Below are 14,017 nucleotides of genomic sequence, written 5' to 3'. Positions count from 1 at the left end.
GGGAGGCGGGGGACCCGCGGCGGGCCGCGGGTCCCCGGTGCGACGGGCGGTCAGGACAGGCCGGAGGCCCAGGAGTAGCCCTTGAGGAACGGATCCGGCTTGACGGGCTCGCCGGAGTTCCACACCTCGGTGATCAGGCCGTCGGTGCCGATCTTCCCGATCCGCGCGGTCTTGTGGATGTGCTGCGAGGCGCCGTCCACGGTGACCTTGCCCTCGGGCGCGTCGAAGGTGATGCCGTCGGAGGCCGCCTTCACCTTCTCCGGGTCGAAGGACTTCGCCTTCTCGACCATCGCCTTCCACAGGTAGACCGAGGTGTACGCGGCCTCCATCGGGTCACTGGTCGGCTTGTCCTCGCCGTACTTCGCCTTGTACGCCTTCACGAACTTCTCGTTCGCCGCGCCCGGGGTGGTCTGGTAGTAGTTCCACGCCGTCAGCTGGCCCGCCAGGTACTGCGGTCCGATCGACTTGACCTCCTCCTCGGCGATCGACACCGAGACGACCGGCATGCTCTTCGCGGTCAGGCCGGCGGACTTGTACTCCTTGAAGAAGGCCACGTTGGAGTCGCCGTTGAGGGTGTTGAAGACGGCGTCCGCCTTCGACGCCTTCACCTTGTTGGCGATCGTGCTGAACTCCGTGGAGCCCAGCGGCGCGTAGTCCTCGCCGAGGACCGTCATGCCGTTGGCCTTCGCGTACGCCTTGATCTCCTTGTTGGCGGTGCGCGGGAAGACGTAGTCGCTGCCGACCAGGTAGATCTTCTTCCGGCCCTGGCTCTTGAGGTAGTCGAGCGCCGGGACGATCTGCTGGTTGGTGGTCGCGCCCGTGTAGAAGATGTACGGCGACTCCTCCAGGCCCTCGTACTGCACGGGATAGAAGAGCAGCGACTTGTTCTTCTCGAACACCGGCTTGACGGCCTTGCGGCTGGCCGAGGTCCAGCAGCCGAAGGTGGCCGCGACCTGGTCCTCCTTGATGAGCTTGGTCGCCTTCTCGGCGAAGGTCGGCCAGTCGGAGGCGCCGTCCTCGGAGATCGGCTCGATCTTCTTGCCGAGCACCCCGCCGGAGGCGTTGATCTCGCCGACGGCCAGCAGCAGCGAATTGCGTACGGTCACCTCGCTGATCGCCATGGTGCCGGAGAGCGAGTTGAGCAGACCGACCTTGACCGAGTCACCGCTGACGTCGATCTTCGCGGCCCGGTCGGAGGACGAGCCGGCCGCGTCGGTCTTCGCGCCGCACGCGGAGAGCGCGACGACGGCCGTGAGCGCGGCGCCGGCGGCCAGGAAGCGGCGGCGGAGAATGGGTGAACCGCTGGACAAGACAACCCCCTCGGGTGTGGAGGGGAGAACCTCCCCAAGTGCGGTCCACAGCCTCAAGTCGCCCTGTTTCCACGGTGTTTCACCGGACTTTCCCGGAGGCAACAAAAAACGCCCCGAGGTGTTGTGACGTGCTTTCGAACCAAGTCGAAGGCCTGAATTCACAATTCGCCCGAGGCATTCTAATTACTTTCCGTGGGAAGTATCTTGGCGGCCCCGGAGACTGTCAAGGGCGGGAGTCGTGGAGGTCCAGCTCCGTGAGTACGTCGAAGTCCAGCCCGTCCGCACGGGCCAGGTAGATGCGCTGGCGCACATGACCGCCCCGCAGCCGCAGCAGGCCGCGCGGCCCCTCGTAGGACACCGTGTCGGCCGTCGCGCCGATCGCCGCCACGTCCAGCGTCCCCGCCTGCCGCAGCAGGGCCGCGAGCAACAGGACGCCCTCGTAACAGGATTCGCCGAGACTGCCCGGGGCCGGCGCCTCGATCCCGAACCGGCGGGCGTACCGCCCGTGGAAGTCGAGCGTGTCCGCCGTGGCCAGCGAGGCGAAGAAACCGGCCGCGCTGTAGAGGTCGACGGTCGCCGAAGGACCGCTCGCCAGCAGCATGTTCTCGTCCATCAGGGTGCTCAGCCGCAGACAGCGGGCGTCCAGCCCGTAGGCGGCGAACGCCCGGTTGAAGCGCACCGCGTCGCTGCCGACCAGCAGCAGGAGCACCGCGTCCGCGTCGGAGCGCTCGATGCGGCGCAGCACCGGCTCGAAGTCGTGCGTGCCCAGCGGCAGATACACCTCGCCGCCGATCCGGCCGCCCGCCTCACGGGCATAGCGTTGCGCCGCCCGGGCCGTCCGCCGGGGCCACACGTAGTCGTTGCCCACCACGAACCACCGGCGCACCCGCCGCTCGTGCGCCAGCAGCGCCATCGCCGGCCGGAGCTGGTCGCGCGGTGTCTCACTCGTCAGGAACACCCCGGCGGTGTGCTCGCCGCCCTCGTACAACGCCGTGTAGACGTACGGCACCCGGTGGGCGATCCTCGGCGCCAGCGCCTGCCGCACCGAGGAGATGTGCCAGCCCGTGACGCCCTGGACGACCCCCAGGTCCACCAGTGCCTCGACGTGGTCCGCGACCTCGCGCGGCGGCGCGCCCCCGTCGACCGGCACCAGCCGCAGTTCCCGGCCGAGCACCCCGCCCGCCCGGTTGGCCTCCTCCACCGCCAGCCGCGCGCACAGTTCGCAGGCCGGCCCGAAGAGCCCCGCCGGCCCCTGAAGGGGAAAGACCAGGGCCACGCCGAGCACCGACTCGTCGGCCGTGAACCAGTCGGAGGAGGGGGAGTCGTGCCGGACCATGGCGTCATGCTTGCGGGTCCGCCCGGCGAACTCCAGTACGTCTCCTACGATGTACGCACCCCGTGACCTACGGCCTGTCGTACCGATCGGGCCGGCCGGGTGCGGGGTGCCTCGCGACGCACGGCATGATCCGGACCACAGGACCTAGGAGCGGATGCCCGGATGCCCACCTCCTCGACTCCTCGCAGACCGCACGACCTGATGCGGCTCCTCACCCGGGCCGAGCGGCTGGCCGCGCGCCGGCTCCAGTCCGCCCTCGACGAAGAGGGCTGCTCGCTCGACGCCTGGCGGGTGCTCGCGCTGCTCTCCGACGGCACCGGACACCACATGACGGCGATCGCCGAGGCCGCGTTCCTGCCGGCGCCCACCCTGACCAAGCTGGTCGACCAGCTCGTCGACCAGAACCTCGTCCACCGCCGGGTCGACCCGCTCGACCGGCGCCGCATCCTCGTCCATCTCACCCCGCGCGGCCAGGACCACTGGCGCCGCGTCGACCGTGCGGTACGGGCCGCGTGGCCGGCCGGGGGAGAGTCCGAGGAGGAACTGCTCGGCGCCCTGCTGGACCGCCTCGCCCAGACCCTGGACGCCTCCACCAGGGTGTGACCGCGCGCTCGCGGAAAGTCGTCACGGCCTGCGGGAATGCGGACCGGCGCCAGAATGGTTGGCATATACACCGAGCCGACCGCTCGCCGACGAACCCCAGGGCCGCGAGGCCCGCGCACCACAGCGAGGCACCGTGACCACCGCCGCCACCCCCGAGCAGCCCGCCGACGCCGTCGCCCGGCTGCGCGCCACCTTCCGCACCGGCCGCACCAAGCCCCTCGCCTGGCGCACGGGCCAGCTGCGCCGGCTGCGCGCACTCCTCACCGAGCGGGGCGCGGACCTCGCCACCGCGCTCCACGCCGACCTGGGCAAGAGCGACACGGAGGCCCGCCGCACCGAGATCGACTTCACCGTCCGCGAGATCGACCACACCCTCGACCACCTCGAGGAGTGGCTGCGCCCCGAGAGCGCCCCGGTCCCGGCCCACCTCGGCGCGGACGCGAGCGCCTGGACGCAAGTCGACCCCCTCGGCGTCGTCCTCGTCATCGCGCCCTGGAACTACCCCGCGCAGCTGCTGCTCGCCCCGCTGGTCGGCGCCCTCGCGGCCGGCAACGCGGTGGTCGTGAAGCCCAGCGAGCTGGCGCCCGCCACCTCCGCCGCCCTGGCCCGGCTGCTGCCGGCGTACCTGGACACCGACGCGGTCGCCGTCGTCGAGGGCGGGGTGCCCGAGACCACGGCGCTGCTGGCCGAGCGGTTCGACCACATCTTCTACACCGGCAACGGCACCGTCGGCCGCATCGTGATGCGCGCCGCCGCCGAACACCTCACCCCGGTCACCCTCGAACTCGGCGGCAAGTCACCGGCGTTCGTCGACCGCGACACCGATCTCGCCGTCGTCGCCGACCGGCTGGTCCGCGGCAAGTTCCTCAACGCCGGCCAGACCTGCGTGGCCCCCGACTACGTCCTCACCGACCCGGAGACCGCCGCCGCCCTCGAACCCCTCCTCAAGGACGCGGTCGAGGCGGTCTACGGCCCCGACCCGCAGGCCTTCGCCGGGTACAGCCGGATCGTCGACGAGCGCCACTTCGACCGGCTCGCCGGCCTGCTCGGCTCCGGCCGGACCGTGGTCGGCGGCGGCCACGACCGCGCCGACAGGTATCTCGCGCCGACCGTCCTCGCCGACGTCGACCCGGACTCGCCCGTGATGCGGGAGGAGATCTTCGGCCCGATCCTGCCGATCGTGACCGTGGCCGGCCTCGACGAGGCCATCGACTTCGTCAACGACCGCGACAAGCCGCTCGCCCTGTACGTCTTCTCCGAGTCCGACGGCACCCGGGCCCGGATCGCCGCCGAGACGTCCTCCGGCGGCCTCGGGTACGGCCTGCCGCTCGCCCACCTCACCGTCTCCGACCTGCCGTTCGGCGGGGTGGGGGAGAGCGGTATGGGCAGCTACCACGGCCGCTGGTCGATCGAGACGTTCAGCCACCGCAAGGCGGTCCTGGCCAAGCCCCTGGGCTGACCCCCGGGGTGGACGGAAGGTCCCCTCCCGGTCATCGGCGGTGTGGCAGACTCCGCCGATGACCCCCGAAACGATCACCGCGGACGCCGCGGGCAGCCGGCGACTCGGCGACCTGACCGTCCACCGCATCGGCTTCGGCACGATGCGGCTGACGGGCAGCGCCCCCTTCGACCTCGGCACCCCGAGCGACCGCGGACGCTCGATCGCCGTCCTGCGCCGGGCGATCGACCTCGGCGTGAACCACATCGACACGGCCGCCTTCTACTTCTCGGCGCTGCGCTCCGCCAACGAACTCGTCAACAGCGCGCTCGCCCCGTACCCGGACGACCTGCTCATCGCCACCAAGGTCGGCCCCTTCCGGGACCACGCGGGCCGGTGGGGTACCCCCGCCCGCCCCGAGGATCTGCGCGGCCATGTCGAGGAGAACCTGCGCCAGCTCGGCCGCGACCACCTGGACCTCGTCCATCTGCGCCGGATGCGCCAGGACTCGATCGCCGAGCACTTCGGCGCCCTGGCCGAGCTGCGGCAGGCGGGTCTGATCCGGCACCTCGGCATCTCGGACGTCGAACCCCGCCACCTCGCCGAGGCGCAGGACATCGCCCCCGTGGTGAGCGTGCAGAACCGCTTCGGGCTCGGCCACCACAGCCCCGGGACCGAGGAACTCCTGAGGACCTGCGGCGAGCAGGGCATCGCCTTCGTCCCGTTCTTCGCCATCGCCGGCGAGGGTGGCGCCCATGGTGCGACTTCCGCCCACGACGAGGAACTGCGCGCCGTCGCCCACGCCCACCGGACGACCCCGGCCGCGATCCGGCTCGCCTGGACCCTGGCCCAGGGCCGGCACGTCCTGGCCATCCCCGGCACCGGCAACCCCGAACACCTGACGGAGAACGTGGCGGCGGGCGCGCTGCGGCTCACGGAGGACGAGCTGACACGGCTCGATGCGGTCCATCGGAAGGCCGTTTGAGGCGCTCGTCGGGCGAAGGCCGGCCGGGGTGACCGCGGGCCTCGGGAAGGGATTGGCGCCGCGCACGTTTTACGTATAACCTCTCCCGTCAATCGCCCCTGCCGCAAGGCACCCCGCAGGCTTCCGAAAGGCCCCGATGTCACGCATCGCCCTGGTCACCCTCGTCGTCGACGACTACGACGAGGCGATCCGCTTCTACACCGAGGCGCTCGGCTTCGGGCTCGTCGAGGACGAGCCGCGGCCCGACGGATCCCGGTGGGTCGTCGTACGGCCCGGCGCCCATCAGGGGGGCACCGGTCTGCTGCTCGCCCGCGCCAAGGACGACGTCCAGCGCGCCCGGATCGGCGACCAGACCGGCGGCCGGGTCGGTTTCTTCCTGCACACCGAGGATTTCGCCGGCGACCACACCCGGATGCTCGCCGCCGGCGTGACCTTCCTGGAGGAGCCCCGCCACGAGGCGTACGGCTCCGTCGCCGTCTTCCAGGACCTGTACGGAAACCGCTGGGACCTGCTCCAGCCCGCCGGCGCCTGAGCCCACCGCCCGAGAACGACCGCCGGGGACCGGTGCCCGACAAGGGCCGTCCGGACCCGGCGCCTGCGAACGACCGCCAGGGACCGGTGCCGGCAAGGGCCGTCCGGACCCGGCGCCCGAACCACCGCCTGCGAACCACCGCCTGAGAACCACTGCCGAGGAACACGCACATGACCGCGCCCCGTATCGACACCGACACCCTCCGCCGGCTCCCCAAGGCCGTCCTGCACGATCACCTCGACGGCGGCCTGCGCCCCGCCACCGTCGTCGAGCTGGCGGAGTCGGTCGGCCACACCCTGCCCACCACCGACCCCGACGAGCTGGCCGCCTGGTACTTCGAGGCCGCCAACTCGGGCGACCTGGTGCGCTACATAGCCACCTTCGAGCACACCCTCGCCGTGATGCAGAGCCGTGAGGGCCTGCTGCGCACGGCCGAGGAGTACGTGCTCGACCTCGCGGGCGACGGCGTGGTCTACGGCGAGGTGCGCTACGCCCCCGAGCTGATGCTGAACGGCGGGCTCACCCTGGCCGAGGTCGTCGAGACCGTCCAGGAGGGCCTCGCGGCCGGCATGGCCAAGGCCGCCGCCGCGGGCACGCCCGTCCGGGTCGGCACCCTGCTCTGCGGCATGCGGATGTTCGACCGCACCCGCGCGACCGCCGACCTCGCGGTGGCCTTCCGGGACGCGGGCGTCGTCGGCTTCGACATCGCCGGCGCCGAGGACGGCTTCCCGCCCGCCGACCACCTCGACGCGTTCGCGCACCTGCGGCGCGAGAACGTGCCCTTCACCATCCACGCCGGCGAGGCCCACGGCCTGCCCAGCATCCACCAGGCCCTCCAGGTGTGCGGCGCCCAGCGCATCGGCCACGGCGTGCGCATCACCGACGACATCGTCGACGGCAAGCTCGGCCGGCTGGCCGGCTGGGTGCGCGACCGCCGGATCGCGCTGGAGATGTGCCCCACCTCCAACCTCCAGACCGGTGCCGCCACCTCCATCGCCGAGCACCCGATCACCGCGCTGAAGGACCTCGGTTTCCGGGTCACCCTCAACACCGACAACCGTCTGGTGTCGGGCACCACGATGACCCGCGAGATGGCCCTGCTCGTCGAGGAGGCCGGCTGGACCGCCGAGGACCTGCGCACGGTCACCGTGAACGCCGTGAAGAGCGCGTTCCTCCCCTTCGACGAGCGCAAGGCCCTCATCGAGGACGTCGTCCTGCCGGGTTACGCGTCCGCGCTCTGAAGCAGCCCGCGCAGATAGGCGGCCTGTCCGGCGTGCTGGAGATCGTCGGACAGGACGCTGACCAGCCGTACGCCCAGGGTGACCGGCGGATCCCAGCGCACGTCCACGACGCGCTCCAGGTCCGCCGCGGCCAGCCCGCGCAGCGCCGTCAGGCTCTGGGTGTGCACGGCGTCGTAGTAGCCGGTCAGCAGGCCGCCGTCGGGGACCCGCACCTTGGCGACCTTCGCCGGGGTGTGCCCGTAGCCGGTGTCGTGCCGCGGCAGGTCGAGGCCGAAGCGCTTCTCCCAGTCCTGGGTCAGCCACACCTGGTCGAGCCCGAAGGCGTCCGCGATGTGGTCGTCCTGGACCCGGGTGAGGTGCCAGACCAGCCAGGCGACGGAGTTGACGTCGGTGGCGGGGCGGGCGTGCAGGTCGTCGGGGCCCAGGCCCTCGACGACGGCGTGGACCTCGTCCTGGATGCGGCTGAAACCGTCGATGAGGATGTCCTTCGCATGCATGGGTCCACCATCGCGCAGCCGCCGCCGTCCCGCCGCTTCTTTCGCCCACGTCCCTCCGAAGGCACGGCGGCACGGCCGTGCCCGGCAGACCCGATCCCGCACGGCGGGCCCTACGCCTCCCCGGCCTCCAGCAGGGCCATCAGGGCGCGGGCGGCCGGGGATGTGGACCGGGCGGGCGGCAGCAGGGCGACCGTCTCGTAGGCCATCTCGCCGGTGCCCTTCAGGGGCAGCGCGGTGAGCGCCTCGCGCTTGTGCCGGAAGTGGCGCGGCACGACCGCGACGCCGAGGTTCTCGCCCACCAGGTCCAGCAGGCTGTGTACGTCGTTGACCTCCAGGGCGACCGTCCGGTGGACGTCCGCCGCCGCGAAGGCCGCGTCCGTGGCCCGGCGCGGACCCCAGTCCGGGTGGAAGTCGACGAACACCTCGCCGGCGACGTCGGCCGGCGTCAGCGCGGCCGCCGCCCCGGCCAGCCGGTGCCCGGGATGGCACAGCACGTACATCGGCTCGCCGGCCAGCGGCACACAGCGCAGCTGGTCGGTGTCCGCCTGGGTGCGGTAGGCGAAGGCCAGGTCGAGCCGGCCGGCCGCCACCTCCTCGCCGAGCGCGCCCGAGCCGGTCTGCCGCAGCCGGATCTCCACGTCCGGATGACGCCGCCGGAACGCGGCCAGCAGCCCCGCCACGTTCACCCCGGCGATGCACTGCTCGGTGCCCACGGACAGCGTGCCGCGCACCACGCCCTGCACGGCGGCCACCGCCTCGTGCGCGGCCCGCACCTGGGCGAGGATCCGCTCCGCCTCCGCCAGCAGCGCCCGGCCCGCCTCGGTCAGCGTCACCCGCCGGGTCGTCCGGACGAACAGCGGCGCCCGCAGCTCCCGCTCCAGCGCCCGGATGGACGCGGACAGACCGGACTGGGACACCATCAGGCGTTCCGCCGCCCGGGTGAAATGCTGGTCCTCGGCGACGGCGACGAAGTGCTGGAGATGGCGCAGTTCCATGATTGAGAAGCGTATCCGCTGAATTCCATCGGATTCTTCTGTTGGACCACTACCCGCAGGTCGGGCCAGAGTGGGTAACGGTTCCCAGAGCCGATCCTCCGTGCCAACCCCTCCTGGAGTCGCGTTGTACACCGCACACCCCGACCGTTACGCGGACATGCCCTACCGGCGCACCGGACGCAGCGGGCTGAAGCTCCCCGCGCTGTCGCTCGGACTGTGGCACAACTTCGGGCCGGACCGTTCGGTCGAGACACAGCGGGCGATCCTGCGCCGCGCCTTCGACCTCGGCATCACCCACTTCGACCTGGCCAACAACTACGGCCCGCCGCCCGGCGCCGCCGAGTCCGCGCTCGGTGAGTTCCTGAAGACGGACTTCGCGCGCTACCGCGACGAACTGGTCGTCTCCACGAAGGCCGGCTACCTGATGTGGCCCGGCCCGTACGGGGAGTGGGGCTCGCGCAAGTCCGTGCTGTCGTCGCTGGACCAGAGCCTGAAGCGGATGGGCCTGGACTACGTCGACATCTTCTACTCGCACCGCCCCGACCCGGAGACGCCGCTGGAGGAGACGATGGGTGCCCTGCACTCCGCCGTCCAGCAGGGCAAGGCGCTGTACGTCGGTGTCTCCAACTACTCGGCCGAGCAGACCCGGGAGGCCGCCCGGATCCTCGGCGAGCTGGGCACCCCGCTGCTGATCCACCAGCCGCGCTACTCGATGCTGGACCGCCGCCCCGAGAGCGAGGGACTGCTCGACGCGCTGGACGAGCTGCGGGCCGGGTCGATCGTCTACTCGCCGCTGGAGCAGGGCGTGCTCACCTCCCGCTACCTCGACGGCATCCCGGAGGGTTCCCGCGCGGCGAGCGACAGCCCGTTCCTGAACTCCGACGCGCTCACCGGGGAACTGGTCGCCAAGCTGCGCGCGCTCGACGACATCGCCAAGACCCGCGGCCAGTCCCTCGCCCAGCTCGCCCTGGCCTGGGTGCTGCGCGGCGGCCGGGTCACCTCCGCGCTGGTCGGCGCGAGCAGCGCCCGGCAGATCGAGGACAGCGTCGGCGCTCTGGCCAACCTGGACTTCGAGCAGGAGGAGCTGGCCCGGATCGACGCGGTGATCAACGGCTGAGCGGCCCGGCTCGACGGGCGCCGGGTCGGCGGACCTCGCCGCACCGGGCGCCCGGTCAGCGCCCCAGCCGCTCCGTCAGACGGACGGTGACGGCGTCGCCCTCCCCCTTGCCGATGGCCCGGCGCACATCGGCCCGCAGGGGGAGCTTGTGGGTGCCGTCCCCGAGCGCCATGAAGGAACTCTCGAACGGATACCCGTCGACCGTCCCGCGGATCTTGACCAGTCCGCGGGTCCCGAAGAACGCGGCGGACTGCGGCCAGACCACGTAGGTCCAGCCGCCCTTCGCCGGGCTCCTGCGCAGGACGGCGGTGAATTCCGCGTCCACTGCTCCGCCGGTGCTCATGACGTCCTCCGCTCGCGATGGTCTCCCGAAAGACAGGCTCTGGCCGGGTAGACCGCCGCGGGCGGAGGAACTCATCGCCGGGCCGGCCTCAGGCTCCTGCGGGCACCCGGTCCAGGAAGCCGAGGACGGACGTGATCCGGTCCTGCGCGTCCAGGGTGACGACGTCGGACCCGGCCACCGGCGCCGACCGGTCCGCCTCGTTCACCAGCTCCCAGGAGAAGCGGGCGGTGTCGTGGTGCCCGTCGACCCGGCCGGTGAGCCGGAAGACGAAGCCGGGGAACTGCGCGTGCGCCGCCGTCACCACGGCCGCGATCCGCTCATGGCCCCGGACGTCGGCCAGCGGGTCGGTGTAGCCGCCGTCCACCGCCCACGCGGCGGCCACAGCCTTGGTCAAAGCCTCGGGCTCGCGAGCGTTCCAAGCCTCGAAGTAACGGGCGACGGCGTTCTCGTAACGGTCGGTGGTCGCGGACATCGGGAATCAGCCCCCAAAGAGGTTGTCGACACTGGTCAGGACCCGGATCCCGCTCTTCGCCGATCCGGTGGGACCACCCTGCCCGTCCCCGTGACGCGGGTCGATTACCCCTCAGGTCATGACGGCGGGACACGGACCTCGCCGTATTCCGGCCATGAACAGCCATGAATATGCCAAGAGACTGGCCGGAAAGTCATGGTGACAGTGTTTCAGCAGTGAACATACTCGAACGTCAGGGGCAGTTCGTCCCACAGGAGCCGCACGGAAAGCGAGGCCCAGCCGGCAAACGAGCACCGGGGGAGAGGGACGTGCACGACGAATTCCTGTGCCATGTCACCGCGTACGGCGTCTGCGACGGCCGGCGTATCGGCGTACCGCTCGGCACCTATCGCGCGCCGACCCTGGCGCTGGCCCTGTGGTGGCTGCGGGACCGGGCCTCCTGGATGGCCGAACGGCTCGACCCGCGGCCCGAAGGCGAGAACATCCCGCCGAACGCCCTCGTACCGGTCGGCGATACCGTACCGGACGTCCCCGCCCTGCTGCGGGCCTGGTGTGCCGACATGGAGCAACAGGAGCTGGTGGCCGACGAGTTGGCGGGCGGCCGACTGGTCCGGATCGCGCTCAGCGACGACACCACCGAGTACGAGCTGCTCGCCGAGTCCGTGGACGCGCTGCGCATGCAGCGGACCCTGCCGGCGCTCGTTCTCCCCGTCGGCTGACGGTCGTTCCGTCGGACGCCGGCGCAGCGGCGAATACGTCTCCTTCCGTAGGGCGGTCAAACAGGTGAATCTATAGAATTCGGCGCATGGTGGAGCGGCCTCTCGCCTCGACGGCGCCCGAACTCGTGCTGGAGACCGAGACGGGCTCCACGGTGATGAGTCCCGCCCGCGCCTACCACGTCGGCCGGGATCCGCTCAGCGACATCGTCATCGACGACGCCCGCGTCAGCTGGCACCACGCGGTGCTGCGGCCCGACGGCGACCACTGGATCCTCGAGGACCGGCACAGCACCAACGGCACCTGGGTCGACGCCCACCGGGTCCGTGAATGGGCCGTCGGCCCCGGCAGCGTGATCCGCTTCGGCAGTGAGGCGGACGGCCCGTGCGCCGTCCTGGCCGACCGCCCCCCGCCCGCACCCCCGCGCCCCTCGTCCGTGTCGATGCCCGGTCACACCGGCACCTTCCGTTCACCGGCGACCGTCCATCCGCTGCCGACCCGGACCGTCCGCATCGGGCGGGCCGCCGACAACGACCTCGTCGTCGACGACCTGGTGATCTCGCGCCGGCACGCCGAACTGCGCGCGCTGCCCGGGGGCGGCTACGAGATCGTCGACCTCGGCAGCCACAACGGCACCTACCTCAACGGCCTGCCCGTCTCCCGCGCCCCCGTCGGCCCCGGGGACATCGTCGGCATCGGCCACTCGGCGTTCTGCCTGGTCGGCGACGAGCTCCAGGAGTATGTCGACACCGGCGAGGTCTCCCTCGACGTCCAGGACCTCACCGTCGCGGTGGACCGCGGCCGCAAGGTCCTGCTCGACCACGTGTCCTTCCCGGTGGGCGAGAAGTGCCTGCTCGCCGTCGTCGGACCCAGCGGCGCCGGAAAGTCCACCCTGCTCGGCGCCCTCACCGGCCAGCGCCCCGCCGACCACGGCACGGTCGTGTACGACGGCCGCGACCTGTACCACGACTACGCCGAACTGCGTCAGCGCATCGGACTGGTCCCGCAGGACGACATCCTGCACGCCCAGCTGACCGTGCGCGCCGCCCTCGGCTACGCCGCCGAACTGCGCTTCCCGCAGGACACCGCGAACGCCGAGCGCCGTGAACGGGTCGACGAGGTCATCCGCGAACTGGGCCTGGAGCAGCGCGCCGACCAGCCCGTGCACAGCCTCTCCGGCGGCCAGCGCAAACGAGTCAGCGTCGCCCTGGAGCTGCTCACCAAACCCTCGCTGCTCTTCCTCGACGAGCCGACGTCCGGCCTCGACCCCGGCATGGACCGCTCGGTGATGCACATGCTGCGCGGCCTCGCCGACGACGGCCGCACGGTCGTCGTCGTCACCCACAGCGTCCTCAGCCTCGACGTCTGCGACCGCCTCCTCGTCCTCGCGCCCGGCGGCCGGGTCGCCTACTACGGCCCGCCCGGCGACGCCCTCGCCTTCTTCGGCTGCGAACAGTGGCCCGAGGCGTTCGAGGCCTTCGAACGCGACCAGGACCGGGACTGGGCGGGCGAGTTTCTCCGGTCACCCCTGCACCGCCGGTACGTCCTCGACGCCGACGCACAGCCCAGGATGCCCCGCTCCGGTCCGGTGATCATGCTGCCGCCGGCCCGGCCCCGCAGCCGGGGCGCCCAGCTCTTCACCCTGGTCCGCCGCTACACGGCCGCGCTCGCCGCCGACCGCACCTTCCTCGCCGTCATGATCGCGCTGCCGTTCGTGATGGGTGCCATGGCCCGCGCCCTCGCCGGCGGCACGCTCACCCGCGACACCGCGCTCAACGCGCTGCTCATCCTGTGCGTCGGCGGAGTCCTCACCGGCGCGGCCAACGCCGTGCGCGAACTCGTCAAGGAACGGGTGATCTACCAGCGCGAGCGGGCCGTCGGCCTCTCCCGGTCGGCGTACCTGATGTCCAAGGTCGTCGTCCTCGGCACGGTCACCGTCGTCCAGGCGGTGGTGCTGACCCTCGTCGCCCTGCTCGGCGTCGATCTCGGCGCCCCCGGCGGAGAAGGAGTCCTGCTGCCACCGCTGGTCGAGATCGCCGTGGCCGTGGCCCTGCTCGGCTTCACCGCGATGATGCTCGGCCTGGTGATCTCCGCGCTCGTCCGCAAGGAGGAGGTGACGATGCCGCTGCTGGTGCTGCTCGCCATCGTCCAGGTGGTGTTCTGCGGTGCCCTGCTGAAGCTGGACGGGGTGCCCGGCCTGGCGCAGCTGTCCTGGCTCGTGCCCTCCCGCTGGGCGCTCGGCGCGATGGCCGGCACCATCGAGCTGTCCCGGACCGTCCCCGGGGACATCACCGCGGATCCCCTGTTCGAGCACACGGTGGGCGTGTGGCTGCTCGACGTGGCGATGCTCGTGGTCCTCTCGGCGGTGTTCGGGTTCGCCGTCTCCCGGCTGCTGCGCCGCAGGGAACCCGCCGTGATGCGCCGATCGTGA

The 14,017-nt window shown here is 71.7% G+C and carries 14 protein-coding genes; 8 read left to right on the top strand and 6 right to left on the bottom strand.

Translation table 11 applies throughout. From position 1 onward, the window contains the following. Positions 1 to 50 precede the first annotated feature (50 nt). Together urtA and IE275_RS14800 are read right to left on the bottom strand one after the other, a co-directional pair. Positions 51 to 1,310 carry an urea ABC transporter substrate-binding protein gene (urtA, locus tag IE275_RS14805; protein ID WP_373299226.1) on the bottom strand — a complete coding sequence of 420 codons (1,260 nt, stop codon included), beginning with the start codon at positions 1,308 to 1,310 and terminating at the stop codon, positions 51 to 53. A gap of 223 nt (positions 1,311 to 1,533) precedes the next feature. After that, entirely contained in the window at positions 1,534 to 2,646 is a 1,113-nt protein-coding gene (locus IE275_RS14800) for a substrate-binding domain-containing protein (RefSeq protein WP_189711723.1), read from the bottom strand. Positions 2,647 to 2,808: 162 nt separating this feature from the next. Here IE275_RS14800 and IE275_RS14795 point away from each other — a divergent pair, with 162 nt between their 5' ends. The 5 genes from IE275_RS14795 (at position 2,809) to IE275_RS14775 (ending at position 7,445) form a co-directional block, all read left to right on the top strand. Then, complete coding sequence (locus tag IE275_RS14795) at positions 2,809 to 3,249, top strand: MarR family winged helix-turn-helix transcriptional regulator (protein WP_189711722.1); 441 nt, start codon at positions 2,809 to 2,811, stop codon at positions 3,247 to 3,249. A gap of 133 nt (positions 3,250 to 3,382) precedes the next feature. Continuing rightward, positions 3,383 to 4,708 carry an aldehyde dehydrogenase family protein gene (locus IE275_RS14790; RefSeq protein WP_189711721.1) on the top strand — a complete coding sequence of 442 codons (1,326 nt, stop codon included), beginning with the start codon at positions 3,383 to 3,385 and terminating at the stop codon, positions 4,706 to 4,708. A gap of 58 nt (positions 4,709 to 4,766) precedes the next feature. After that, complete coding sequence (locus IE275_RS14785) at positions 4,767 to 5,672, top strand: aldo/keto reductase (RefSeq protein ID WP_189711720.1); 906 nt, start codon at positions 4,767 to 4,769, stop codon at positions 5,670 to 5,672. A gap of 136 nt (positions 5,673 to 5,808) precedes the next feature. Further along, entirely contained in the window at positions 5,809 to 6,204 is a 396-nt protein-coding gene (locus tag IE275_RS14780; protein WP_189711719.1) for a VOC family protein, read from the top strand. 170 nt (positions 6,205 to 6,374) lie between these two features. Further along, complete coding sequence (locus IE275_RS14775) at positions 6,375 to 7,445, top strand: adenosine deaminase (protein WP_189711718.1); 1,071 nt, start codon at positions 6,375 to 6,377, stop codon at positions 7,443 to 7,445. Here the strand turns inward: IE275_RS14775 and IE275_RS14770 are convergent. After that, positions 7,427 to 7,942, bottom strand: a complete 516-nt coding sequence (locus tag IE275_RS14770; protein ID WP_189711717.1) for a mycothiol transferase — start codon at positions 7,940 to 7,942, stop codon at positions 7,427 to 7,429. The genes IE275_RS14775 and IE275_RS14770 overlap by 19 nt on opposite strands. A 110-nt stretch (positions 7,943 to 8,052) precedes the next feature. After that, the gene (locus IE275_RS14765; RefSeq protein WP_189711716.1) at positions 8,053 to 8,937 is read right to left on the bottom strand and encodes a LysR family transcriptional regulator; all 885 of its coding nucleotides are present in this window, start codon (positions 8,935 to 8,937) and stop codon (positions 8,053 to 8,055) included. Positions 8,938 to 9,061: 124 nt separating this feature from the next. On the opposite strand from IE275_RS14765, the gene mgrA reads away from it, so the two are divergent. Further along, positions 9,062 to 10,054, top strand: a complete 993-nt coding sequence (gene mgrA / locus IE275_RS14760) for an L-glyceraldehyde 3-phosphate reductase (RefSeq protein WP_189711715.1) — start codon at positions 9,062 to 9,064, stop codon at positions 10,052 to 10,054. Positions 10,055 to 10,109: 55 nt separating this feature from the next. Here the strand turns inward: mgrA and IE275_RS14755 are convergent, their stop codons facing one another. Both IE275_RS14755 and IE275_RS14750 read right to left on the bottom strand, forming a co-directional pair. After that, on the bottom strand, positions 10,110 to 10,397 hold the full coding sequence (locus tag IE275_RS14755; RefSeq protein WP_189711714.1) for a DUF1905 domain-containing protein: 288 nt from the start codon (positions 10,395 to 10,397) through the stop codon (positions 10,110 to 10,112). A gap of 88 nt (positions 10,398 to 10,485) precedes the next feature. Continuing rightward, positions 10,486 to 10,869 carry a nuclear transport factor 2 family protein gene (locus IE275_RS14750; protein ID WP_189711713.1) on the bottom strand — a complete coding sequence of 128 codons (384 nt, stop codon included), beginning with the start codon at positions 10,867 to 10,869 and terminating at the stop codon, positions 10,486 to 10,488. 308 nt (positions 10,870 to 11,177) lie between these two features. Between IE275_RS14750 and IE275_RS14745 the strand changes: the two genes are divergently transcribed. Beyond that, positions 11,178 to 11,588 carry a hypothetical protein gene (locus IE275_RS14745; RefSeq protein ID WP_189711712.1) on the top strand — a complete coding sequence of 137 codons (411 nt, stop codon included), beginning with the start codon at positions 11,178 to 11,180 and terminating at the stop codon, positions 11,586 to 11,588. Between the two features lie 86 nt (positions 11,589 to 11,674). Continuing rightward, positions 11,675 to 14,017: an FHA domain-containing protein gene (locus IE275_RS14740; RefSeq protein WP_189711711.1), complete on the top strand. Its 2,343-nt coding sequence runs from the start codon at positions 11,675 to 11,677 to the stop codon at positions 14,015 to 14,017.

The organism is Streptomyces phaeofaciens (genome assembly GCF_014648915.1).
Taxonomy (GTDB): domain Bacteria; phylum Actinomycetota; class Actinomycetes; order Streptomycetales; family Streptomycetaceae; genus Streptomyces; species Streptomyces phaeofaciens.
The sequence above is the reverse complement of the archived record's forward strand: the minus strand, read 5'-3'. Positions and strand labels throughout refer to the sequence as shown.